This window comes from Mesorhizobium comanense, assembly GCF_005503535.1.
GTDB classification, from domain to species: domain Bacteria; phylum Pseudomonadota; class Alphaproteobacteria; order Rhizobiales; family Rhizobiaceae; genus Mesorhizobium; species Mesorhizobium comanense.
The window spans coordinates 1-25,045 of sequence record NZ_SCNN01000021.1; the positions used below are offsets into that span (position 1 = coordinate 1).

Sequence of the window (25,045 nt, forward strand, 5' to 3'; positions counted from 1 at the left end):
CCCCTGGCGCAGGCGGCTGAATAGGATTGGAGACTGATCATGCGTAAATGGAAAATCGCCTTGGGTACGGCTGTCGCGCTGGGCGCGATCTCGGTGGTGAGCGTCCACCTGCTCGACATGGGTAACCTGCGGCTGAGCGGCTCCACGGCTGGGGCGGCGACACCGGCTCCTGCCGCGTTCGTCATGCCGGTGCCGGTGGCGAGCGTCGTCAAGAAGACGATCCCGATCTATCTCGACTATGCCGCGCGGACCGAACCGATCCGCAGCATCACGCTGCAGGCGCGCGTGCCCGGCTATCTACAGGAACAGACGGCGCAGGACGGCGCAGATGTCCGCCAGGGCGACCTTCTCTACAAGATCTCGCCCGACGACTTCCAAGCCGCGCTCGACCAGGCAAAGGCTCAGGTCCAGCGCGACACGGCGACGCTCGACTATGCCCGTTCCAACCTCGGCCGCGGCACCGAGCTGGCCAAGAGCGGCTATCTGGCCAAGGATGGTTTCGACCAGCGCACCAGCACCTTGCGCGAGGCCGAGGCGTCGCTGGCGCTGAACCAGGCGGCGGTGCGCACCGCCGAGCTCAATCTGGGCTACTCGCAGATCCATGCCCCGTTCACGGGGCGGCTCGGCCGCAACCAGGCCTCGGTCGGAACGCTCGTCAGTGTCGCCGGCACGGTGCTCAACACGCTGGTGCAGCTCGACCCGATCTACGTCACCTTCAATCCGAGCGAGACGGATCTGGCCGACATAGAGCAGGCCCGCGCCAACGGCCCGATCGAGGTCGAGGTTCTGCTTCCGGGTGAGTCCGGGGCCAGCCAGAAGGGCGAGCTCACCTTCATGGACAACACGGTCGACCACTCGACCGGCACGATCACCGCGCGCGCCACAATCGGCAACGGCAAGTTCACGCTGCTGCCCGGACAGTATGTGCGCGTGCGGCTGCACATCAAGCAGCAGCCGGATGCGCTGATGGTGCCGCAGACGGCGCTGGGCTCGAGCCAGCTCGGCAAATACCTCTACGTCGTCGGCAAGGGCAATACAGTCGACCAGCGGCTGGTTTCGCTCGGGCCGACCAGCGGCGACATGGTGGCTATTCTGAGCGGCGTCTCGGAAGGCGACCAGGTGATCACGGGCAATCTGCAGAAGATCGGGCCCGGAATGCCGATTTCCCCATTGCCTCAACAGAAACCGGCTAGCTGATAACCCCCATCGGAACCGGTTTCAGTGCGGCGCCCCGACCCTCCCACGGGTCGCGGGCGCCGTTTTTCGTCAGGAGATCGACAAGGGCCGCCACGTCGGCGCGGTCGGCCTTCGCCGTTGGCATGAAGGCGCAATAGGGGTGCCCGAGCCGCACGGATACGGAGGAAGGCGCGATCAGCCGACCTGCGTCAAGATCGGCCTGGGCCATGACCCGCTGGCCAAGCGCGATGCCCAACCCCAGCCTCGCAGAGGCGATCGCCAGGCTCGACAGGCCGACGCGCCTGCCATGCGAGGGATCGGGCGAGCGAGAGCCGCCGGATGCCGCGAACCAGTCCGACCAACTCGGGTGCGAGGCATAGTTCGGACCCCAGTTGGTGTGGATGAACTGGCTTTCGTGCAGGCCCGTCAGCGCCGCGTCAGCATTCCCGTACTGGTGCCAGAACTCAGGCGAGCAGACCGGCAGGACCTCGTCATGGACAAGACGGATCATCCGCAGGCCCGGATAGTGATAGTCGCCATAGCTGATGCGCAGATCGACATTTGAGCGCATGAGATCGACCGGATCATCCTCGGCCCGCACGTCGATCGCCATATGAGGAAAGCTGTCGACCATGAGGGCAAGCCTTGGCGCCAGCCACAGTTCAGCCAGCGAGAACGGCACGCTGACGACAAGCCGTGTCCGCAGGCCGCCTTCAAGCATGCGCTGACCGATGGCCGCGATGTCGCCCAGCGCACGCGCCGTCTGCGGATAGATGGCATGGCCGGCATCGGTCAGCGTGATCCGGTTGCCCGCGCGCACGAACAATTGCTTGCCGAACCAGGTCTCCAAATTGCGGATCTGCTGGCTGACCGCCGCCGAGGACACGCCAAGTTCACTCGCCGCTAGGGTGAAGCTGCCGGCGCGTGCGGCAACCTCGAAGGCCTTGATGGCGTTCAGCGGCGGCAGCCGATCCATCCGCATCTCCAGAAGTTTTTCTTGGGCAATCCTAACTATTTTGCCGGTTGAGAGAAAGAAATTTTTGCGGTCTCCTGCATCCAACCCTGGAGGACACGACCATGAAAGACATTCTCGATCTCGCCCGCTATCCGCTCGACCGCGAAGGCAGCCCCGAATGGCATCGCCTCGTGGACGCCTCCAAGGCCGCGCTGGCGGCAAACGGCATGTTCAACCTCGAAGCGTTCCTGCGCCCCGGCGTCGCCGAGCGGGCCGTTGCCGAGGTGCGGCCGGTCATGGACGCCAACTCCCACGTCCACAAGCGCATGCACAACATCTACTTCAAGCCTTCGATCCCGGAACTGGCGCCGGATCATCCCGCGCTGCGCAAGGTCGAAACGATAAGCCACACGGTGTGCGCGGACCAGATTGCCAACAGCACCGTGCTTTCGATCTACGAATACGAGCCGCTGGTGCGCTTTCTCGCGGCGACGATGGACAAGCCGAACCTCTATGTCATGCAGGACCCCCTCGCCCGGGCCAATGTCATGGGCTATCGCGCCGGGGAGGCTCTCAACTGGCATTTCGACCGCTCGGAGTTCACCACGACGCTTTTGCTGCAGGCGCCCGAAATCGGCGGCGACTTCGAGTATCGCACAGACCTGCGCTCCGACAGCGACCCGAACTATGACGGCGTGGCGAAGCTGCTCGAGGGGCGCGACCCCGAAGCGAAGATCCTGCGCATCAAGGCCGGCACGCTGAACGTGTTCCGCGGCAAGAACACGGCGCACCGGGTCACCACCGTGGAGGGCAATCGCGAACGCATGATCGCGGTCTTCTCCTACTACGAACGTCCAGGCGTGATGTTCAGCGCGGAGGAGCGTGTCGGCTTCTACGGCCGAGCAGCCTGAGGCCCCGGTGCGGCCTGGGCAAGCACCATTCGCGAGGCGCGAGCACGAGCCTAGGGAAGAAATCCAAAATAGTCTCTTGTTAGATTGTCGACAATCTGCTTCCTTGTCTTCGGTTTCCTGGAGTGGCCGAATGGCAAAGCTGGATTTCAGCCCGATCGCGGATACGACGCGCCGCGCCGAGATCGTCGCGCTGTTGCGGCGCGCGATCCTGACCGGACAGTTGGAGCCCGGGCAAAAGCTCAACGAGCTTCGCATCTCGGAACAGATGCGCGTCAGCCGCGCGCCCTTGCGCGAGGCGATGCGCGAACTGGTGCAGGAAGGCATCCTGACCAGCATCCCCTATGCCGGCACCTTCGTCATCGATGTCACGGCCAAAGACATCGATGACGCCTATTCGCTGAACAAGGTGCTCGACGAGTTCGCCATCGAGCGGACATGGAAGCTGCGCGACCAGCGCTTCTTCGACGAGCTCGACCGCCGTCATGAGGCGGTGCAGCAGGCGACGCGCGACCGCGACACCACGCGCCAGATCGAGACCGCGCTGCAACTGCACGGCCTGATCCACGAATGGGCCGACAATTCGGTGCTTCTGGAAACCTGGCAGCGGCTGACCAGCCGGTTGCAGATGTATTTCGCCCTGCACCAGCAAGCGCGCAAGGAAGTCGTGCCGGCCGAAGACGTCCATGAAACCTATGTGGCGCTGCTCAAGGGCGACGACATGCGTGCCGCCCAGCGCCATGCCCGCGAGCATATCGACCTCGATTTCGAAGAGCTACTTGCCTATGCGCGCGGCCTCGAACAGCGGCCGTCGAAAGGCGCCTGATCCCTTACCATCGCGGACAATGGATACCAAAGTGCAGATCCAAACCATCAAAGCCTATCACGTCGTGCAGCCCTTCGTGGACGGCCCCTACCGCATGTCGAAAGGGCGGGTCGCCGACTGTTTCGACGCCGTCATCGTCTCGATCACCTCCGACAGCGGCGTGACCGGTTGGGGCGAGATGGCGCCGCTCGGCAATTTCTACTCGGCCGCCTTCCCGGCCGGCACCCGCGCCGGCGTGCCCGAGATCGCGCCGCATCTCATCGGCCAGGATCCGCGCGGGCTGGCGAGCATCGGCCGGCTCATGGATACGGTGTTCAAGGGCCATCCTTACATAAAGGCCGCGCTCGACATGGCCTGCTGGGATCTCGCGGCGCGCGCCGCCGGCGTGCCATTGGTGACCATGCTGGGCGGCCGCGAGAGCGACATGGCGGAAACCTACCGGGTCGTTACCCATGGCACGCTCGACCAGATGGCGGCGCTCGCCAAACGGATCATCGCCGAGGGCTGCCGCCGCCTGCAGATCAAGGTCGGCGGCAATGTGCACGAGGACATCGAGCGCGTCGCCACGGTCGCGGCGGCTGTGCCGAAAGGCACGGTGATCTTCTGTGACGCCAATGCCGGCTGGACGCCCTATCAGGCGCGTCAGTTCGCCGACGCGACGCGCTCCATCGACTACACCTTCGAGCAGCCCTGCACGACGATCGAGGAGAACATGTCGGTGCGCCGCATGCTCGACAAGCCGATGGTGCTGGATGAATCCGTCACCTCGCTGGAAGAGATGCTGGAGATCCATCGTCAGGGGGCGGCCGACGGGCTGACGCTGAAAATCTCGCGGCTCGGCGGCGTCAGCAAGACCCGGCTGATCCGCGACGTGGCCGTCGACCTCGGCTTCATGATCACGGTCGAGGACACCGGCGGCGCCGAGATCGACACCGCGGCGATGGCGCATCTGTCGCTGTCGACGCCCGAGGAGCGGCGGTTGCACGCCATAGCCTTCCATGAATGGGTGACGGTGCGCACGGCCACCAACGCGCCACCGGTGACCTGCAGTCATATGGGCGTTCCCGATGGCCCCGGCCTTGGCATCGACGTGGATCCCGGCCTGCTCGGCGCACCCTTCTTCGAGATCGGCCGCTGAGATGAAGATCCGCAGCATCAAGGCAACGCCGATCAACCTTCGCCTCGAGGCGCCCTACGCCTGGGTGTTCGGCGAGCTGGACGGTTTTTCGCCGACCATCGTCGAGGTCGAGACCGAGGACGGACTGATCGGCCTCGGCGAGGCGCCGACCCCGGCGGCAGCCGCGATTATCAATGATGTTCTGGCTCCCCGCCTGATCGGCCGCGATGCCTTCGACATCGCCGGCGCCGAACATGTCTGCCTGCCTTTCTGGACCGGGGTGCAGTCGATCAACGACCGCACCCGCATCATGGCCTTCGGCGCCATCGAGGTGGCGCTGTGGGACCTGCGCGGCAAGGCCTGGAACCAACCTCTCTATCAGTTGCTCGGTGGCGCGGTGCGCAAGGATATCCCCTTCACCGACTATTTCTCGCTACGCGGCGACGGGCCCAAGGTCAAAGGCGAGACGACGCCGGAAGAAGTCGCGGATTATTGCGTCGAGCTGCACCAGAAGCACGGCACGACTTTCTTCGAAGGCAAGTTCTCGACCGACGATCCGAAAGTTTCGCTCCGGATGATCGAGCTTATCCGTAAGAAGCTCGGCGACGATGCGATGATCCGCATCGATTCCAACCAGGCCTATTCACTCGCCACCGCCCGGCGGCTGGCGCGGCCGCTGGAGGAGCTCGGCGTCCGCAACTGGGAGGATCCGGTTGCGACGATCGAGGAGATGCGCGAACTGCGCCGCCATTGCTCGATCCCGTTTTCGACCCACAACATCGACATCGCGCGCGCTTTCGATCTCAAGGTGCCCGACGCGTTCGTCGGCAACCCGACCGCCCATGGCGGCATCGGACGCATGCAGCGCTTCGTCGGCGCCTGCGAGCATGCCGGCATCGACTTCTGGTGCTACAGCGGCGACAGCGGCGTCGGCAGTGCCGCCTACCTGCACCTGTGCGCGGCGCTCGGCTGGATCCGGGAGCCCAACCAGTCGCTGTTTCGCATGCAACCGATGGACATCACCGAGGAAGGGCCGTTTTCGCCGCAGGGCAATGTCGTGCGGGTTCCGGAAGGCCCCGGCCTCGGCGTCACGTTGTCGCGGGAAAACCTCGCGGCCTGCCATCGCGATTTCGCGCAGAACGGTCCCTGCAACAAATATCACGACCCGGCGAAGCCCGGGACATATCGCCGTTTGCCGCTGAATTAGGAGGATGTCGGAAAGCAAGCAGGATTTATCGAGAAAAGGGCGGCCGCGGGTCGCCTGGCCGACAGACAATTCATCAAGAAAATCTGACCTTTCCATCCCAACGAGCGGATGGACCAGTCGGAATCGCATGCTACAGTCCGTCGACCGATATTGATGAGGGCCGGGAACAGGAGAACTCCACGGAACTCGTCAACTGGAATGCACTCGCCAACCACAACAACTGGGGAAAGGGCCTAGACCCATGAAAAACTATCGCCTTCTCGATCTTATCCGGCGCGGCCGTTCGCCGCTCGAAAACCATCTCATCGACGGTCTCGTCGACGGCCGTGTGAGCCGCCGCGACTTCGTGCGCCACGGCAGCCTGCTCGGCCTGTCGCTGCCGCTGCTCGGCCGTATCGGCATGGCCGCCGGCTTCGGCGCTGCCCCGTCGCTCGCCCGCGCCGCTGGCGCGCCGGGCGCCACCATCCGCGTCGGCAGCAGCGTGCCGGCGGCGGCGATCGATCCGGTCACCATCGCGGACGCCGGTGGCCTGCTCATCATGCAGCAGGTCGCGGAATTCCTCTGCGTCGACGGCCCGGACCTCGTGCTGAAGCCGGCACTGGCCGAGAGCTGGGCGCCCAATACCGACGGCACGGTATGGACCTTCAAGCTACGCAAGGGCGTCAAATTCCACTCTGGCGGCGAGATGAAGGCCGAGGACGTGGTGGCCAGCATCGACCGCCTCGCCGATCCCGCAAACTCCTCCAACGCGCTGTCGGTGTTCACCGGCATCCTGCAGAAGGGCGCCTCGAAGAAGGTCGACGACTACACGGTCGAATTCCACCTCGACGCCCCGAACGGCAACTTCCCCTACATGCTGTCGTCCGACAACTACAACGCCGTCATCATCCCGGCGAGCTACAAGGGCGACTACGAGAAGAGCTTCGACGGCACCGGTCCGTTCAAGATCGAGAAATACACGCCGAAGGTCGGCGCCTCCTTCGTCCGCAACGACGACTACTGGGGCGAGAAGGCGTTGCCGGATCGCACCGAGTTCACCTTCTTCGCCGACATGCAGCCCCAGATCCTGGCGCTGCAGGGCGGGCAGATCGACATCATCAACCAGATGCCGGTGCTGGCGGGCGTGGCATTGCTCAACGATCCCAATGTCGACATCATCAGCCTGAAGTCGTCAGCACATCAGCAACTGCATATGCATTGCGACGAGGGTCCGACCAAGGACGCTCGCGTGCGCCGCGCCATAGCGCTCTGCATCGACCGCGAGAAACTCGCCGCCGGCCTGATGAAGGGTCGTTCAGCGCTCGGCAATGACAGCCCGTTCGCCGCCGTCTACCCGTCGACCGACACCAGCGTGCCACAGCGCAAGCAGGACATCGCGCAGGCAAAGCAGTTGATGGAAGCAGCCGGCCTTGCTCAGGGGTTCAAAATGACGCTCACCACCGAGCGTTATCTTGAGATCCCCGAATACGCGCAGCTCATCCAGAACTGGGTCAAGGAAATCGGCATCCAGCTCGAGCTCAACATCCTCGACCAGAGCGCCTATTATGGCGATGCCGTGTTCGGCAAGTCGAACTGGCTGGACTCCGCGATGGGCATTACCGACTACGGCCACCGCGGCGTGCCGAACGTCTATCTCGCGGCGCCCCTGAAGAGCGACGGCACCTGGAATGCCGCGCATTTCAAGAACAAGGACTATGACACGCTGGCGACCAGCTACATCGCCGCCCTCGACCTCGAGGCGCAAAAGGCGGACGCAGGCAAGATCCAGAAGCTGCTGCTCGAGGAAACGCCTGTGATCTTCGGGTATTTCTACGACTACCTGACGGCAACGGCCAAGGGCGTGGCAGGCGTGCAGCCGACCGCCATGTCGCAGCTGTTCCTCGAAAAGGCGTCGAAGGCCTAAGCGGAAGCAGACAACCACTCCGCGATTGCCAGTCCCCCGCGGGGGACTGGCGCTTTCGCCGTCGGTCGAGGCACGCGCCTGCGTGACGTAGACCTTCGCGTTGCGAAGCGATCCGCCATTGGCCCGTCCCATGGAGTCAGAAACCCTGCTCACCACCACGCACTGGGGGACCTACGAAATCGGTGCCAGAAATGGCCGGCTCGTCAGTGTCGAGCCATGGAGCGGCGATCCCGATCCTTCACCGATCGGACGGTCGATGCTGGGCACCGTGCAAGGCGACCTGCGCGTTTCCCGTCCGGCCGTCAGGCGCGGCTGGCTGGAGGGAGACAGGTCGGGTGATGGCAGGCGCGGTGGCGAGGTTTTCGTCGAGGTTTCCTGGGAAACCGCCCTGGATATCGTAGCAGGCGAACTGGGCCGCGTTCGCGCTGAACATGGCAACAGCGCGATCTATGCGGGTTCCTACGGATGGGCGAGCGCAGGGCGCTTTCACCATGCGCAAAGCCAGGTCCATCGATTCCTCAACACCATAGGCGGCTACACAGGCTCGGTGCTGAGCTATTCCTATGGCGCCGCCGAGATCATCCTGCCGCATGTGCTCGGCAGCACCGACGGGCTGACCGGCAACCACTCGACCTGGGACGGCATCGAAGAGCATAGCGAATTGATCGTGGCCTTCGGCGGGCTGCCCTGGCGCAACGCCCAGGTGCAGGGCGGCGGGTCGGCCCGGCACGAAGCGATGGCTGCACTGCAGAAAGCCATCGGCAACGGTGCGCGGCTGATCAATATTTCGCCGGTACGCGACGACGCGCCGCGCGAGGTCGAGACCGAATGGCTGCCGCTTCGGCCGAACAGCGACACCGCCCTGATGCTGGCCTTGTGCCATGTGCTCATCGGCGAAGGCCTTCACGATGAAGCATTCCTGGAGCGGTATTGCATCGGCTTCGAGGCGGTCCGGGCGTATGTCATGGGCGAGACCGATGGCCGGCCGAAAACCCCTGCATGGGCCGCAGGCCTGACTGGCATGGCCGAGATCGGGATCGTCGCACTGGCCCGGGCAATGGCTTCGAAGCGCACCATGCTGATGGTGAGCTGGTCCCTTCAACGCGCCGACCATGGTGAACAGCCCTACTGGGCAGCGATCACGTTGGCCGCCCTGCTCGGCCAGATCGGATTGTCGGGCGGCGGGCTTGGCTTCGGCTATTCCTCGACAAATGGCGCCGGACGGCCGGAAATGGGTTTCCGCTGGTCGTCGCTGCCCCAGGGCAGGAATCCGGTGAAGCACTTCATCCCTGTCGCGCGCATGGCTGACATGCTGCTCGATCCTGGCGGCTCGTTCGACTTCAACGGCGCCGCGATGACTTATCCTGATATCAGGCTGGTCTATTGGGCCGGCGGCAATCCGTTCCACCACCACCAGGACCTCAACCGCCTCGTCGAGGCCTGGCAACGCCCCGAAACGGTCATCGTCCACGAGCCTTTCTGGACCGCGACCGCGCGCCATGCCGACATCGTGCTGCCGGTCACCACGCCGCTGGAACGAAACGACCTGGCTTTCTCGAACCGCGAAAACCTCGTGGTCGCCATGAAGCAGGCGATCGAACCGGTCGGGGAAGCGCGCGACGATTTCAGCATTTTCGCCGGCCTGTCGCATCGGCTGGGCACCAGCGAAGCCTTCACGGAAGGACGCGATGCCGACGCCTGGATTCGGCTGCTCTACGCGCAGGCCAGGGAGAATGCCGCGGCAGCCGGAGTCGAAATGCCCTCCTTCGCCCGTTTCTGGCAGGACGGCCACGCCGATCTCGTGCGCCAGGTGACGTCGCAGACCTTGCTGGGCGCTTTCCGTGCCGATCCGCAGCGGCATCGGCTGGCGACACCTTCGGGCCGCATAGAGCTGTTTTCCGCGACGATCGCCTCCTTCGGCTATGACGACTGCCCGGGCCACGCCGTATGGCGGGAACCCCGGGAATGGCTGGGCAGCGATCTTGCCAGCCGCTTCCCGCTGCATCTTTTGTCGCCCCAGCCCGCCGACAAGCTGCACAGCCAGTATGATCACGGCTCGGTCAGCCGCGCCGGCAAGGTGTCGGGCCGCGCGCCCTTGTGGATCAGTCTGCAGGACGCGGCCGCGCGCGGCATCACCGACGGTGCGGTGGTGCGCGTGTTCAACGAGCGCGGCGCATGCCTGGCGGGCGCGGTGCTGACCGACGGCCTTGTCCCCGGCGTGATCCAGCTGCCGACCGGTGCATGGTTTGACCCGACCGAGCCGGGATACCCGAACAGCCTAGAAAAGCATGGCAATCCGAATGTGCTGACGCCCGACCGCGGGACCTCGCGCCTTGCCCAGTCGCCGACCTGCAATTCGACGCTGGTCGAGGTTTCGCTTTTCGAAGGCGAGATTCCCCGGGTGACAGCATTTGATCCGCCTGCCACAGTGCGTTCAGCAAACGTGCCCGGCATATCCGAGCCACAGCCCCAGCATAAGGAGGCTTAGCCATTCTCTCCTTCTTTGTCCGGCGTATCTCGCTGTCTCTTGTGACGCTTTTCCTGCTGAGCGTGATGGTGTTTCTCGGCGGTCAGGTTCTGCCGGGCAATGTGGGTCGGGCGATCCTGGGGCCGTTCGCCGACCAGCGCGCGGTCGACGCGCTCAATCATTCGCTGGGCGTCGATCGCCCGCTCCTGGTGCAGTACTGGAGCTGGATCTCCAACTTCGTCCAGGGCGACATGGGCACGTCCTACATCTTCCGCTCGCCGGTGGCGCCCTTCGTCATCGACGCGCTCGGCAATTCGCTGAAGTTGGCGGCGGTTGCCTTCGTGCTGGTGGTGCCGATCGGCATTCTGGGCGGTGTCGTGGCAGCCCTCAACCTCAACCGGCCACTCGACCGCATCATCAGCCTGGGCGGCCTGTCGGTGACGGTGCTGCCCGAATTCGTCACCGGCATCATCCTCATCCTGATCTTCGGCGTCTGGCTGCGCTGGCTGCCGATCTCGGCCGCATGGCCCAAGGATGCCGGCTTCTTCACCCAGCTCTACTACCTGATCCTGCCGGCCCTGCCGCTGTTCCTGGTGCTGTTCGGCTATATCGCGCGCATGGCCCGCTCCGGCATGATCGAGGCGCTCGATTCCGACTATACGAGAACCGCGGTGCTCAAGGGCCTGCCCTGGCGCACCGTGATCTGGCGCCATGTGCTGCGCAATGCGCTGATGCCGACCATCACCGTCATCGCCACCCAGACCGGCTATCTCATCGGCGGCCTCGTCGTCATCGAGACGCTGTTCCGCTACCAGGGCATTGGCTCGCTGATCTTCACCGCCGCGCGCGGCAAGGATTTCCCGATGCTGGAATCCGGCATCCTGACCATCGGCATCGTCTATGCGGTGGCTACATTGATCGCCGACTTCCTCTATTCGGTGCTCAATCCACGCATTCGGCTGGGAGCAGAACAATGAGCGCCGTGCAGACCACCTCCGCGCCGGACGACACGCGCAGGCGCGGCCCGCTGGCCGAAGTCGTCTTCTCGTTGCTGCGCTCACGCACCTTCCTGGTCGGCATCGCCATCGTGCTGTTCTGGGTCGTCTGCGCCTTCTTCGGCGAGCACTTCGCGCCTTACGATCCGCTTGCCGACGACATCATCAACGCGCTCTCGCCGCCGTCCTCCGAACACTGGTTCGGCACCGACCAGATCGGCCGCGACGTCTTCTCGCGCGTCATCGTCGGCTCGCGCGACATTCTCACCGTCGCCCCTCTGGCAACATTGCTCGCCACCGTCGCCGGCACCGCGCTCGGACTGCTCACCGGCTACTTCAGAGGCATCGTCGACGATATCGTCAGCCGCATCCTGGAAGCCTTCATGGCCATCCCCGTCGTCATCGTGGCGCTGCTGGCCATCGTCGCGCTCGGCACCTCCAAGACCACCGTCATCATCGTCATCGGTCTCAGCTTCGCGCCGATCATCGCGCGCACGGTGCGCTCGGCGGTGCTGGCCGAGCGCGAGCTCGACTATGTCGCGGCCGCCCAGCTCAGGCACGAAAGCGCCTTCCACACCATGTTCGTGGAGATCCTGCCCAATGTCATCCCGCCCATCCTGGTCGAGACCACGGTGCGGCTGGGCTATGCCATCTTCGCCGTCGCCACGCTCTCCTTCATGGGCTTCGGCATCCAGCCGCCATCACCGGACTGGGGCCTTTCGATCTCCTCGAACTACGGCATGATCGGCGGCGGCTTCTGGTGGACGGTGCTGTTCGACGCGCTCGCCATCGCCTCGCTGGTGATCGGCGTCAACCTGGCCGCCGATGGTGTTCATGGAGCCTTCAATGACTGAACCCGCCAAGGCCCAGAGCGCCAAGACACGAGGCACGAAGACACCCAACGCGAACGCAAGGAACGCGCTTGAACTCAACGACCTGTCGGTGGCCTACCGTGTCGGCGGCCGCGACCGGGCGGTGCTGCGCAATCTCAGCCTCACCATCGGCCAGGGCGAAGCCTATGGGCTGGTCGGCGAATCCGGCTGCGGCAAGTCGACGGCGGCACTCGCCGTGGTGCGCTATCTCCCGCGCAACGGCTCGATATCAGGCGGGGCGATCGCGCTCGACGGCCAGGACGTCATGAAGCTCGATGCCGAGGCGCTCAGGCGGGCGCGCGCGACAAGCGTCTCCATGGTCTACCAGGATCCCGGCAAGGCGCTGAACCCCTCCATCCGCATCGGCCGGCAGCTGACCGAGATCTTCGAGCTTGCCGGCATATCAGGCAAGGCGGCGGAAGACCGCGCCATCGCCATGCTGAACCGGGTACGCATCTCCGACCCGCCAAGCGTGATGCAGCGCTACCCGCATCAGCTGTCGGGCGGCATGCAGCAGCGCGTGGCGATCGCCATGGCGCTGGCCAACGACCCCACCATGCTGATCCTGGACGAGCCAACCACCGGCCTCGACGCGACCGTCGAGGCCGAGGTGCTCGACCTCATCGCCCAGCTGCGGCAGGAACTCTCGGCCTCGATCCTGTTCATCAGCCACAACCTCGCCGTCGTCTCCCACATGTGCGACCGTGTCGGCGTGCTCTATGCCGGCATGCTGGTGGAGGAAGGTCCGACCGAAGTCGTCTTCAACGATCCGCGCCACCCCTATACGGTGGCACTGCTGCGCTGCCTGCCGCGCGGCGGCCAGCGCAAGGATCAGGGCCGGCTCGACACCATCCCCGGCTTCCTGCCCGGCATCGGCGCCGTCATCAAGGGTTGTGCCTTCGCCGACCGCTGCGCGCTCGCCGACGAGCGCTGCCGAACCGAATTGCCACCGCTCTACGAATTGAGCGACGAACGCGGAGCACGACTGTCGCGCTGCCACCATCACGACAAGGCGCAGGCCCTGCCGCGCGCCACGCCGAGCGAGGTGGCGACGCCACCCAAGCCCGTTGCCCAGCCCGTGCTGCGCGTGGCCGGCCTGAACAAGACCTATGCCAGCCATGGCCATCCCCTGCGCGCGGTCAAGGATGTCTCGCTCGATCTCAGGCCCGGCGAGACGCTCGGCCTTGTCGGCGAATCCGGCAGCGGCAAGACCACCTTCGCCCGGCTGCTGCTCGGCCTGGTGCCGCCCGATGACGGCGGCACCATCGAGCTCGAGGGCAAGGCGCTGGCGCCGAAGCTGGAGAACCGTGGCGACGACCAGGTCAAGGCGATGCAGATCGTCTTCCAGAACCCGGACTCCGCGCTCAACCGCTCGCATTCGATCCGCCATCTGCTGAGCCGCGCTCTCAAGCGCCTTGCCGGCCTCTCGGGCAAGGCGCTGGAGACACGCCTCGAAGACCTGGTGCGCTCGGTGCGGCTCACCGACCGGCATCTGGCGGTCAAGCCGCGCCAGCTGTCGGGCGGGCTGAAGCAGCGCGTCGCCATCGCGCGCGCCTTCGCCGGCGATCCGCGCATCGTCGTCTGCGACGAGCCGACCTCGGCCCTCGACGTCTCCGTCCAGGCCGCCATCCTCAACCTGCTCGCCGATCTGCAGGCCAAGGAAGACGTCAGCTACATCTTCATCTCGCACGACCTCGGCGTGGTGCGGTACCTCTCCGACAAGATCGCCGTGCTCTATCTCGGCCGCATCATGGAGCTCGGGCCCTCGGAAGCCGTCTTCTCAGGGCCGCATCATCCCTACACCGAGGCGCTGCTGTCGGCCGTGCCCAAGCTCGACCAGACCGGGACGACGCGCATCCGTCTCGACGGCGAGATCCCCAGCGCCGTCAACCCGCCATCGGGCTGCGTCTTCCACACGCGCTGCCCGCGCAAGATCGGACCGATCTGCGAGCAGCAGGAGCCGCCACTCGCCGAAGCACAACCCGGTCACGCCATCCGATGCCATATCCCCTATGACGAACTGGCGAGGCTGCAGAAGGCCAGCGTGGCCGAACTGGCCTGAGACATCGTTGATCCCTCGGCTTGCCGGTCACGTCAGGCCGGCCATGCCGAGGGACCGGTCCCCTTCCGAAAAGCCCTGATCATCGGTCCAGTCCGAGGCCAGCTTGCGCAGCCCGGTCAGGGCGACGTCGAGCACGTCGGACGAGACCGGGTTCGCGGGATAGGCAAGGTAGATGGGCCGCTGGAAAACCGGCGTGTCCGCAACGCGCCTCATCTCGCCGCGCTCTATGTGGCCGCTGACAGCGCTGAGCGGCAGATAGGCGGCGGCATTCTGTGACAGCACATGCTGCAACCCGATGAAAACCAGTCCCGCCGAAAGCGCCGGTTTGACCATGCCGGCGAATGCGCGGTCATGCTCGATGCGGAATTCCAGGCCCCAGTCCATCAGTATGTAGTTTTCGGCCCATGGCCTGGTCTGCCCGGCATGCTGGACGAGCACGACCTGATCGACCGCAAATGTCTCGTAGACGATGCCGGGATGCGGCCGGGGCAGATAGAGAATGCAGATGTCCAGCAGGCCCTCGGCGAGTTGGTCGATCGCCTGATCGGGGTAACTTCCCTCCAGCCGCAGCGCCACGTTCGGCCGCCTGGCGCGCATCCATTCGACCCATGGCGAGGTGACGCGCTCCCAGAGATAGGCTGGCGCGGTGAAGCGCAGCAGCGTTTCATAGCCATCGGGAACAGCGATATCCTGCCTCGACTGTTCCCAGGTACGAGTGATCGAGGCGGCATGCGGCAGGAATTGGCGGCCGGCCGGCGTCAGCGTGACGCCGTCGCGGTCGCGCACGAACAGACGGCGTCCCAGCTGCTCCTCGAGACCGCGGATCCGGGCGCTGACGGTAGACTGCGCCAGATTGAGCCTATGGGCGGCGACGGTGAAGGAGCCATGCTCGGCGACTTCGAGGAAGCTGCGCAGGTTTTCGGTATCCATGCCCCACCCCCTCAGGTATCGAAAATTTCGATGGCGGCCAGCAAAAAATATCGCTTTTCGGCGACGGTCAACAATGGCCTAGTCTGCCCACCCGCGACAAGCAAGGAATGCCGCCATGCCAAAGCGTTTCAGCGTCATCGACACCGTCCGTAGAAATCTCGGCCAAATCGAAAATTCCGCTATCGACGAATTGCTGGCGGGCCGGATCGGCCGCCGCGATTTCCTGCGCCATGGCAGCGTACTGGGCCTGTCGCTGCCCTTGCTCGGCGGCATCGTCGGCGCAGCCGGCCTCGGCGCCGGGCCGGCCCGAGCCGAAGGCAAGCCAGGCGGCACCGTGCGCGCCGGCGTCGCCACGCCTGGCGGCGCCATCGATCCCGTCACCTTCTACGACAGCGGCAGCTACCAGCTGGTCTTCCAGACCGCCGAATTCCTGTGCGTGACACAGCCCGACCTGACGCTGAAGCCGGTGCTGGCGGAGAGCTGGTCGCCGAACGAGGACGGCAGCGTCTGGACCTTCAAGCTGCGCAAGGGCGTGAAATTTCACAATGGCGAGGACTTCAAGGCCGACGACGTCGTCGCGACCTTCGACCGGCTGGCCGACCCGGACGGCGCCTCGAACGCGCTTTCAGTTTTCAAGGGGCTGCTGTCGAAGGGCGGCACGCGCAAGGTCGACGAACACACCGTCGCCTTCCATCTCGATGCGCCGAACGGCAGCTTTCCCTATTCGGTGTCGATCGACAATTACAACGCCGTCATCCTGCCGGCGAGCTACAAGGGCGACTACGAGAAGACCTTCGAGGGCACCGGACCTTTCCGGCTGGAAAGTTACACGCCGAAGGTCGGCGCCACCTTCGTGCGCAACCCGGATTACTGGGGCGAGAAGGCCCTGCCCGACCGGCTCGAATTCAAGTTCTACGGCGACGTGCAGCCGCGCATCCTGGCGCTGCAGGCGGGCGAAGTCGACATTCTCGACGCGGTGCCGCTCGATGTCAGCCAGGTGGTGCTCAACAGCCCCGACATCACCGTGCTGCGGGTCGCCTCGACCGCGCACCGGCAGCTTCACATGCGCTGCGACATGGCGCCTTTCACCGACAAGCGCGTGCGCCAGGCGCTGGCGCTGTCGATCGACCGCTCGAAGCTGGTCGACGGCCTGTGCCGCGGCATGGCGGCGACTGGCAATGACAGCCCGTTCGCGCCCGCCTTCCCGGCGACCGACAAGTCGGTGCCGCAGCGCGCTCAGGACATCGCCAAGGCAAAGCAGCTGATGGAAGCGGCGGGGTTTGCCGACGGCTTCGACATCACGCTGACGACGCTGCGCTATTCCGACATTCCTGGATACGCGCAGCTGTTCCAGAACTTCGCCAAGGAGATCGGCGCGCGCATCTCGCTCAACATCGAGGACCAGGACAAATATTACGGCAAGGCGGTGTTCGGCCAGTCGGACTGGCTGGACAGCCCGCTCGGCATCACCGACTACGCGCATCGCAGCGTGCCCAATGTCTTCCTGAAGAGTCCGCTGATCAGCGATGGCCCCTGGAACGCCGCGCATTTCAAGAACCAGGCCTATGACGGCATGGTCAACAGCTATCTGAAAGCGCTCGACATCGGCGCGCAGCGCACGGCCGCGTCCGACATCCAGAAACTGCTGCTCGACGAGACGCCGGTGATCTTCAGCTACTTCCCGGATCTCTTGGTTCCCGTGCGCAAGAATGTCAGCGGCCTGCCGCCAATCGCTGCGGGGCTGCTGCTCGACCGGGTTTCGATAGGCTGATCATGACCGCGCGCAAGAACCTGGCCGCAAACGACGAGAAGAGGACGACTACCATTCGCAAGCGCCATCTACGCGGTCGCGGACCGCATTTTCCCCTGCTCGATGCCATCGTGCAGTACGAGTTCGAGCCCGGCTATGTCGCCTTCACCATGCCGATGCAAAAGCGGCTGCGTGTGCAGGTGGGATCGATGATCGTGGCCGACACGACGAAGGCGCTGGTGCTCTACGAGAGCGACCATCTGCCCGTCTACTACTTCCCGATGAGCGACGTGCGCGAGGAATTCCTGCTGCCGAGCACGACGACCACCGAAAGCCCGTTCAAGGGCGTTGCCACGCACTATTCGCTCAACACCGGCATCACGCTGGTCGAGGACGCCGCTTGGCGCTATCCCGATCCGGTCAAGGGATCGCCAGACCTTTCCGGCTATATGTCCTTCTACTGGCCCAAGATGACGCACTGGTACGAGGAGGATGAAGAGATCTTCGTCCATGCCCGCGATCCGTTCCGCCGCGTCGACTGCCTGCCCTCGTCGCGGCGGGTGCAGGTCATCCTGGACGGCGAACAGGTCGCCGATTCACGGCGCGGCGTGTTCCTGTTCGAGACCGGCCATCCGGTGCGGCACTACCTGCCGATCTCCGACACGCGGCTCGATATGTTTTCGCCCAGCCGCTACATCTCGCGCTGCCCCTACAAGGGCATTTCCAACTACTACCACGTGACCACGCCCAAGAAGCGGCACGAGAACCTCGTCTGGTACTATCCGGAGCCGGTGCACGAGGCGGAGCGCATCAAGGGGCTGGTCTGCTTCCATCACGAACTGGTCGACAAGATCCTGGTCGACGGCGTCGAAATCTCGAAAGAGGCTACGGCCGCGTCAGACGGTTATTTCTGAACATATCGATCGCCGTCTTGTGGGTGTTTCCGGTCCAACGCAGCGAGCCGTCGACATAGTGCAAGTCGGCCGCGGAGATTCCACAATCCATATGGCATTAGCCGTTGCGCGGCATGAACGTTGGTATATATAATTTCATCCCATGAAAATGGCTTCGGCGAGTGCATTACTTGCCGAGGCCATAGCCGAGATCATGGGACCTTGATGGATCGCGGATTTCCGAGCACGGCAGAACCGATCGATCAGCGGATTACCGCGTCGACGGCAATCCTTCGGCAGTCATGACGCCGGCCGCTCCGGCACAACTTCGTCACTACAGAACCGAGCGTCATTTCGCCTGCACCGGCTTGAGCCGCGGCGCGGGATTCGACGCCAACAAGCTCGAGCAGAGATCAGCCAATTCAAAACAAGAAAAGCAGGACGGGACGAACGATAACCACAGCTTGAAGGAGAACAAGCATGTCAATTCGCAGCCATCTATCGAAGTTATCCATGGGCGCTTTCGCGCTTGCCGCCGTCAGCCTGGCGGCGCCCGCCGCCCGGGCCGCGGCCCCTGAATCCAACGATCCGATCAAGATAGCGCTGTTCGACTGGACCAGCGTCAACCTCAATGCCAAGATTCTCGGCGGCATCCTCGAAAAGCTTGGCTACACGGTCGAATACCCGACCGCCGACTATCTCTCCAGCCTGACCACCGGCCTCACCAATGGCGACCTCGATGTCGGCTTGGAATTCTGGGACACGACCGCCGGGGAAGCGATGAAGGCATCCGACGCGACCGGCCAGACGGAGCGGCTAGGCAAGCTCGGACCGAAGGCCAAGGAAGAGTGGTGGTTTCCCGAATACATGAAGGAGAAATGCCCCGGCCTGCCCGACTGGCACGCCCTGCTCGACGCCAAATGCGCAGCCGCGTTCTCGACGGCCGAGACGGCGCCGAAGGGCCGCTATCTCGGCGGCCCGGTGACCTGGGAAGGCTTCGACGACGAGCGCGTCGAGGCGCTGAAGCTGCCCTTCACCGTCATCCACGCCGGCACCGATGCGGCGATGTTCGCCGAGCTCGATTCCGCCTATCAGCGCAAGGCGCCGATCATGCTGTGGATCTATTCGCCGCACTGGGCGCCGGCCAAGTACAAGGGAGAGTGGGTCGAATTCCCCGAATACACGCCTGAATGCTACAACGACCCGAAATGGGGCGTGAACCCGGATGCCAAATATGATTGCGGCAAGCCGCATGGCGAGATCTGGAAATATGCCTGGAACGGCATGAAGGACAAATGGCCGGTCGCCTACAAGGTGGCCAAGGCCTACACGATCGACACGGACGAGCTCAACAAGATGAGCGGTGAGGTCGACCTCGACGGCAAGACGCCGGAAGACGTCGCCGCCGCCTGGATCGCCGCCCACGAGGCTGACTGGAAAGCCTGGGCGCAGTGATCTTTCCGACTGGAAAATGGGATCCGGCTGTTCAATCGGCCGGGTCTCAAACCGCGACATTCCAGAAGGACTATTGAATGACGGAAGTGACTGATCCCGGGTCGGGCGCAGCGGGTGTACCTGTAGATGCCCGTCCGGTAAAACTGGCCTGCCGCAACGTCTGGAAACTGTTCGGGGCGAACGCGGCCAATTTCATCCGCGAGCGCGACGGCAGGGCGAGCATGGCCGATGTCGCGGCGGCCGGCCTTGTTGGCGCCGTGCGCGCCGTCGACCTCGAAATCCGCCAGGGCGAGATCTTCATCATCATGGGCCTGTCTGGCTCCGGCAAATCGACGCTGGTGCGCTGCATGTCCAGGCTGGTCGAACCCAGCCACGGCAAGGTCGAGTTCGAGGGCAAGGATCTGCTCAAGATTTCGGATGCCGCGCTCATCGAACTCAGGCGCCACCGCATGGGCATGGTGTTCCAGAACTTCGCGCTGCTGCCGCATCTCAACGTGCTCGACAACATCGCCTTCCCCTTGAGCATCCAGGGTCAGGACCGCGCGACGCGCGAGGCGCGGGCCCGGGAAGTCATCGACCTGGTCGGGCTGCGCGGGCGCGAGCACTTCTATCCGCGCGAACTCTCCGGCGGCCAGCAGCAGCGCGTCGGCATCGCCCGCAGCCTGGCGACCAAGCCCGAGATATGGTTCCTCGACGAACCGTTCTCGGCGCTCGACCCGCTGATCCGCCGGGAGATGCAGGACGAACTGATGCGGCTGCAGACCATGCTGCACAAGACCATCGTCTTCATCACCCATGATTTCGACGAGGCGATCCGGCTCGCCGATCGCATCGCCATCATGAAGGACGGCGCAGTCATCCAGATCGGCTCGCCGGAAGAACTGGTGGTCAATCCGGCGACCGACTATGTCGCCGAATTCACCCGGGATGTCGACCGCGCCAAGGTCATCTCGGCGCGAAGCCTGATGCGCGCCTGCGATGGCGCCGAACATGGCGGTACGGTGACGCCGGAGGCCAAGATCGCCAGCTTCTCGGCTGGTATCGTCTCAGCAGGCAAGCCGTTCGCGGTGGTCAACGACACCGGCAAGCCCATCGGCGAGGTGACTCCGCAAGCGGTGATCGACCTTCTGGCCGGCATCGAGCGTGCGGGGGCAGGCGCATGACGGTCACGGCCAGCGCCAGCGAGACGAGACCTCCCGTTCAGCGATGGCTCGCGGTCTGGGCGATTGCCCTCGCCGCCGTACTGTTGGTGTTCCTCCTGCAGGACAGCATCCCGTGGGCAGTGAACTATCCGGCCGGCGCCATTATCCCCGTCGCCGACTGGGTCGGCGCGCTGATGGTCTGGATCAAGTCCAACCTGTCCTGGCTGACGCGTTCGATCACTGCGGTGCTCGGCGTGCCGCTCGATTTCGCGCTCAATCTGCTGGCCAAGAATTTCAGGATCGGCCACGGCGCCGAGGCTTTTACCCTGCCGCGCCTTTCCTGGGTCGGTGTCTGCGCCGTCGCCTTCCTCGCCGGCCATGCCGCTGGTGGCCGGAAACTGAGCCTGCTGGTCGGGGGCTGTTTCGTCTACATCGCGCTGTTCGGGCAATGGACCAGCGCCATGCTGACCCTGGCGCTGATCTCGATCGCGGTGCCGTTCTGCATCGTCACCGGGCTGTTCGCCGGCATCTGGGCGTGGCGCAAGCCGTGGGCGGAAAGGCTCATCGTTTCCCCTGCCCTCGATCTGATGCAGACCATCCCGACCTTCGCCTACCTCATCCCGATGCTGCTTCTGTTCGGCAACAGCCCCGTGTCGGCGATGATCGCCACCGCCATCTTCGCAACTCCGCCAATGGTGCGCGCGACGATGCTGGGACTGTCGCGCGTGCCGCTGGAGATCGGCGAATTCAGCGACATGGCCGGATGCACCGCGCGGCAGAAACTGTGGCGGGTGCTGTTGCCCTCGGCGCGGCCCGCGCTGATGGTCGGCGTAAACCAGGTGATCATGCTGGCGCTCAACATGGTCATCATCGCCTCGATGATCGGCGCCGGTGGCCTCGGCTACGACGTGCTTCTGGCGCTGCGCGCCTTGAAGGTCGGCGAAGCGATGGAGGCGGGTCTCGCCATCGTCGCGCTCGCCATCGCGCTCGACCGGCTTAGCCAGGCGATCGCGCACAAGCAGGCAAAAGGCCATGTCCATCAGGCCGTGAGCCCGAGCCTGTGGCGGCGCTATCCCACCCTGACGCTGGCCATCGCCATCCTTGCGGCAACGACGCTGCTCGGCCTGTTCGTGCCGGCCTTCGCGTCGGTGCCGAAGGCGATCACCTTCACCACCGCGCCGCTGTGGAAGGCAGCGGTGAACTGGGTGACGGTCAATTTCTTCGACTTCATCGAGGCTTTTCGCGTGGCGCTGATCCTCAATGTGCTCAACCCGCTGCGCGCCTTTTGCGAGGGTTTTCCGTGGCTGGGCGCGGTGTTCCTGCTTGGCCTTGCCGGCTACCAGCTCTCAGGCCTGAGGCTGGCGGCGCTGGTGGCCGTCCTGACTGCCTTCTGCGCCATCACCGGGCTTTGGGAAAAGACCATGGCAACGGTCTATCTCTGCGGCATCTCGGCCTTCATCGCCTGCCTGATCGGCATTCCGATCGGGCTGATGGCCGCGCGCAGCGATCGTTTCGAGAAGATCGTCACACCCATCATCGACACGCTGCAGGTACTGCCGTCCTTCTGCTTCATCATTCCGGTGGTGATGCTGTTTCGGGTCGGCGATGTCACCGCGATGATCGCAACGATCGCCTTCGCGGTGGTGCCGGCAATCCGCTACACCAACCACGGCATAAGGCAGGTGCCGCCGGCGCTGATCGAGGCCGGGAAAGTCTCGGGCTGCACGCCGCGCCAGACCTTCTTTCGGGTGCAATTGCCGCTGGCGCTTCCCGAGATCATGCTGGGCGTCAACCAGACGATCCTGATGGCGCTGGCGATGGTCATCATCTGCGCCATGGTCGGCACGCGCGACCTCGGCCAGGAAGTCTTCATCGCGCTGTCCAAGGCCGATCCCGGCCGAGGCATCGTCGCCGGCCTGGCGATCGCCTTCATCGGCATCGTCGCTGACCGGCTGTTCGGCGCCTGGACGGCGAAGGCGCGGGCAAGGCTGGGGTAACGAAATACGTCGCGGCTACTCGGCCGCGACGCCCTTCACCTCGAGATAGCTTTCCATCGAGTCGTCCAGGGCCTGCAGCCATGGCGTATGGTGCAGCGGCGCCATCGTGCCGGTCATCAGCGAGCGGTAGGCATGGTCGCGGAAGCTCATAATGTCCTCCACCTTGTGGTGTTCCCATTCCATGAAGGTCTGGTTCACCGCCTCGACATCGAAGCCGGGATAGTCGGTCTGGTCCATGAGTTCCTTGGTGTAGTCGCCCTGGAACCAGATCATCTGCTCGGCATCTTCCAGGGTCTCCTCGCGTGCCCGCCATTTGGCGCCGTGCTCGGCCATGGCCTTGGCCGAAGGCAGCTTGATGCGGCCCATGATTACGTCGCGCGCGTACCAGGCCTGCGCGTCGAACATGTTGAAGGTGTAGAACTGGTCCTGCATGCCGATGTAGAACAGCTTCGGGTTCTTCTCCCAGACGACACCCTCATAGAGGTCGAGCGGCCACATGCGGTTGGCGGTCTTGAGCTTGAGATCGTCGGTCAGGAAGGGGAAGGAGTGGAGATAGCCCGTGCACAGGATGATGGCGTCGACATCCTTGGTCGTGCCGTCCTTGAAATGCGCCGTCTTGCCGACGACTTTCTGCAACAACGGGACTTCCTTCCAGTTTTCGGGCCATTTGAAGCCCATCGGCTTGGATCGGTAGCTGGAGGTGATGGATTTGGCGCCGTATTTGTAGCATTGCGAACCGATATCCTCGGCCGAATAGGAGCGGCCGATGATCAGGATATCCTTGCCCTTGAACTCCATCGCGTCGCGGAAATCGTGGCTGTGCAGGATGCGGCCGTTGAAGGTGGAAAAGCCTTCGAAATAAGGCACATTGGGCACCGAGAAATGCCCCGATGCGACGACGACGTTGTCGAACTCTTCCGAATAGGTGACGTCGTTGGTGCGGTCATGCGCGGTGACGGTGAATTTCCCGGTTTCGTCCGAAAACGTCACCATGCGCACCGGGCTGTTGAAGCGCACCCATTTGCGCAGGCCTGATTTCTCGACGCGCCCCTTGATGTAGTCCCACAGCACGGCGCGTGGCGGATAGGAGCCGATCGGCCGGCCGAAATGCTCCTCGAATGTGTAGTCGGCGAACTCCAGGCATTCCTTCGGTCCGTTGGACCAGAGGTACCGGTACATCGACCCATGCACGGGATCGCCATGCTCGTCGAGGCCGGTGCGCCAGGTGTAGTTCCACAGGCCGCCCCAGTCGGACTGCTTTTCGAAGCAGACGATTTCGGGAATTTCGGCGCCCTTGTCGGCGGCCGACTTGAAGGCCCTGAGCTGTGCCAGACCGGACGGTCCGGCTCCGATGACGGCAACGCGAGTGTTCATTTCCGGGCCTCCTGTTTTTGATTTCCCCAGCGAAACAAATTTCACTGACAGTGACAGTAATTGGCCCTTTGGTGCTGTCAACAGACATCTGCGGGAACGCCGTTTGCACGCCAGGGATTCCTGGCGAAAAACCTGCCCGGAATGGATTCTCGACAGCACCGCCCCCAGTCACAAGATGGCTTGCCGAGCCCGCCGCGCTCCTGTATCGCCACCTCTGATGTTCACCTTGAGTGAAATAAATCCGCGAGGTCAGGGGGCGACATGGCGAAAGACAGTTCCAATCCCAAGGTTGCCGGCGCCAAGTCCAAGCCGCACCCGAAGGTCTCGGCGGACGGCAAGACCATCCGCGCCCCGCTGACGCAGAACCCGCACGCCATCCGCGACACACGCGAAAAGGTGCTGGAGGTGGCGATCGGCCGCGAGGTGCGCGCCTTCCGCAAGAAGCTCGGCATCACCGTCGCCGATCTGGCTGTCGCCACCGACATTTCGCTGGGCATGCTGTCCAAGATCGAGAACGGCATCACCTCGCCGTCGCTGACCACGCTGCAGGCGCTGTCCAGGGCACTCGGCGTTCCCGTTACCGCCTTCTTCCGCCGCTTCGAGGAAGAGCGAAGCGCGGTCTTCGTCAAGGCCGGCGAAGGCCTCGACGTCGAACGCCGCGGCACGCGCGCCGGTCACCAATACAATCTGCTCGGCCATATCGGCTCGAACACCAGCGGCGTGGTGGTCGAACCCTATCTGATCACGCTGACCGAGGATTCGGATGTGTTCCCGACCTTCCAGCATGAAGGCATGGAGTTCCTCTACATGCTGGAAGGCGAGGTCGTTTACCGGCACGGCAGCAACCTCTATCCGATGAAGCCGGGCGACAGCCTGTTCTTCGACGCCGATGCGCCGCACGGCCCGGAACAACTGACGAAGCTGCCGATGCGGTATCTGTCGATTATCTGCTATCCGCAAAACAGCGCGGGTTAGCCGATCTCCCCCCTTGTGGGGGAGATGTCCGGCAGGACAGA

Annotated in this window: 19 protein-coding genes; 16 read left to right on the top strand and 3 right to left on the bottom strand. The window is 64.2% G+C overall.

Annotated elements, in window-relative coordinates:
• The first annotated feature begins 39 nt into the window (after window positions 1-39).
• On the top strand, window positions 40-1,197 hold the full coding sequence (locus FFS37_RS27390) for an efflux RND transporter periplasmic adaptor subunit (RefSeq protein ID WP_137934104.1): 1,158 nt from the start codon (window positions 40-42) through the stop codon (window positions 1,195-1,197).
• On the opposite strand, the gene FFS37_RS27395 is transcribed toward FFS37_RS27390, so the two are convergent.
• Window positions 1,190-2,152: a LysR substrate-binding domain-containing protein gene (locus FFS37_RS27395; RefSeq protein ID WP_137934105.1), complete on the bottom strand. Its 963-nt coding sequence runs from the start codon at window positions 2,150-2,152 to the stop codon at window positions 1,190-1,192. The genes FFS37_RS27390 and FFS37_RS27395 overlap by 8 nt on opposite strands.
• Before the next feature lie 101 nt (window positions 2,153-2,253).
• Between FFS37_RS27395 and FFS37_RS27400 the strand changes: the two genes are divergently transcribed.
• The 9 genes from FFS37_RS27400 (at window position 2,254) to FFS37_RS27440 (ending at window position 14,488) form a co-directional block, all read left to right on the top strand.
• Window positions 2,254-3,042, top strand: a complete 789-nt coding sequence (locus tag FFS37_RS27400; RefSeq protein WP_137934106.1) for a HalD/BesD family halogenase — start codon at window positions 2,254-2,256, stop codon at window positions 3,040-3,042.
• A gap of 130 nt (window positions 3,043-3,172) precedes the next feature.
• Window positions 3,173-3,865 carry a GntR family transcriptional regulator gene (locus tag FFS37_RS27405; RefSeq protein WP_137934107.1) on the top strand — a complete coding sequence of 231 codons (693 nt, stop codon included), beginning with the start codon at window positions 3,173-3,175 and terminating at the stop codon, window positions 3,863-3,865.
• Window positions 3,866-3,896: 31 nt separating this feature from the next.
• Window positions 3,897-5,003: a mandelate racemase/muconate lactonizing enzyme family protein gene (locus FFS37_RS27410; RefSeq protein WP_137934108.1), complete on the top strand. Its 1,107-nt coding sequence runs from the start codon at window positions 3,897-3,899 to the stop codon at window positions 5,001-5,003.
• Between the two features lies 1 nt (window position 5,004).
• Entirely contained in the window at window positions 5,005-6,189 is a 1,185-nt protein-coding gene (locus tag FFS37_RS27415) for a mandelate racemase/muconate lactonizing enzyme family protein (protein WP_137934109.1), read from the top strand.
• Between the two features lie 241 nt (window positions 6,190-6,430).
• Window positions 6,431-8,092, top strand: a complete 1,662-nt coding sequence (locus FFS37_RS27420; protein ID WP_137934110.1) for an ABC transporter substrate-binding protein — start codon at window positions 6,431-6,433, stop codon at window positions 8,090-8,092.
• Between the two features lie 130 nt (window positions 8,093-8,222).
• On the top strand, window positions 8,223-10,580 hold the full coding sequence (locus tag FFS37_RS27425; protein ID WP_137934111.1) for a molybdopterin guanine dinucleotide-containing S/N-oxide reductase: 2,358 nt from the start codon (window positions 8,223-8,225) through the stop codon (window positions 10,578-10,580).
• Window positions 10,581-10,582: 2 nt separating this feature from the next.
• The gene (locus FFS37_RS27430) at window positions 10,583-11,536 is read left to right on the top strand and encodes an ABC transporter permease (RefSeq protein WP_137934112.1); all 954 of its coding nucleotides are present in this window, start codon (window positions 10,583-10,585) and stop codon (window positions 11,534-11,536) included.
• Window positions 11,533-12,408, top strand: coding sequence for an ABC transporter permease (locus FFS37_RS27435; protein WP_137934113.1), 876 nt, complete (start codon window positions 11,533-11,535; stop codon window positions 12,406-12,408). The genes FFS37_RS27430 and FFS37_RS27435 overlap by 4 nt, the downstream gene beginning before the upstream one ends.
• A complete protein-coding gene (locus FFS37_RS27440) occupies window positions 12,401-14,488 on the top strand; it encodes a dipeptide ABC transporter ATP-binding protein (protein ID WP_137934114.1) in 2,088 nt (695 codons plus the stop codon). Before FFS37_RS27435 ends, FFS37_RS27440 begins: the two co-directional genes overlap by 8 nt.
• 27 nt (window positions 14,489-14,515) lie before the next feature.
• On the opposite strand, the gene FFS37_RS27445 is transcribed toward FFS37_RS27440, so the two are convergent.
• Window positions 14,516-15,418: a LysR family transcriptional regulator gene (locus FFS37_RS27445; RefSeq protein ID WP_137934115.1), complete on the bottom strand. Its 903-nt coding sequence runs from the start codon at window positions 15,416-15,418 to the stop codon at window positions 14,516-14,518.
• Between the two features lie 115 nt (window positions 15,419-15,533).
• On the opposite strand from FFS37_RS27445, the gene FFS37_RS27450 reads away from it, so the two are divergent.
• The 5 genes from FFS37_RS27450 (at window position 15,534) to FFS37_RS27470 (ending at window position 22,655) form a co-directional block, all read left to right on the top strand.
• On the top strand, window positions 15,534-17,189 hold the full coding sequence (locus FFS37_RS27450) for an ABC transporter substrate-binding protein (RefSeq protein WP_137934116.1): 1,656 nt from the start codon (window positions 15,534-15,536) through the stop codon (window positions 17,187-17,189).
• A gap of 2 nt (window positions 17,190-17,191) precedes the next feature.
• Window positions 17,192-18,082 carry a DUF427 domain-containing protein gene (locus FFS37_RS27455; RefSeq protein ID WP_137934117.1) on the top strand — a complete coding sequence of 297 codons (891 nt, stop codon included), beginning with the start codon at window positions 17,192-17,194 and terminating at the stop codon, window positions 18,080-18,082.
• A 459-nt stretch (window positions 18,083-18,541) separates the two neighbouring features.
• Window positions 18,542-19,516, top strand: coding sequence for an ABC transporter substrate-binding protein (locus FFS37_RS27460; protein ID WP_137934118.1), 975 nt, complete (start codon window positions 18,542-18,544; stop codon window positions 19,514-19,516).
• A 77-nt stretch (window positions 19,517-19,593) separates the two neighbouring features.
• A complete protein-coding gene (locus tag FFS37_RS27465) occupies window positions 19,594-20,679 on the top strand; it encodes a quaternary amine ABC transporter ATP-binding protein (RefSeq protein WP_137934119.1) in 1,086 nt (361 codons plus the stop codon).
• Window positions 20,676-22,655 carry an ABC transporter permease gene (locus FFS37_RS27470; protein ID WP_137934120.1) on the top strand — a complete coding sequence of 660 codons (1,980 nt, stop codon included), beginning with the start codon at window positions 20,676-20,678 and terminating at the stop codon, window positions 22,653-22,655. The genes FFS37_RS27465 and FFS37_RS27470 overlap by 4 nt, the downstream gene beginning before the upstream one ends.
• 15 nt (window positions 22,656-22,670) lie before the next feature.
• Here FFS37_RS27470 and FFS37_RS27475 read toward each other — a convergent pair whose 3' ends face one another.
• Window positions 22,671-24,029: an NAD(P)-binding domain-containing protein gene (locus tag FFS37_RS27475; RefSeq protein WP_137934121.1), complete on the bottom strand. Its 1,359-nt coding sequence runs from the start codon at window positions 24,027-24,029 to the stop codon at window positions 22,671-22,673.
• Window positions 24,030-24,290: 261 nt separating this feature from the next.
• On the opposite strand from FFS37_RS27475, the gene FFS37_RS27480 reads away from it, so the two are divergent.
• Window positions 24,291-25,004: a helix-turn-helix domain-containing protein gene (locus FFS37_RS27480; RefSeq protein WP_137934122.1), complete on the top strand. Its 714-nt coding sequence runs from the start codon at window positions 24,291-24,293 to the stop codon at window positions 25,002-25,004.
• Window positions 25,005-25,045: the final 41 nt, after the last annotated feature.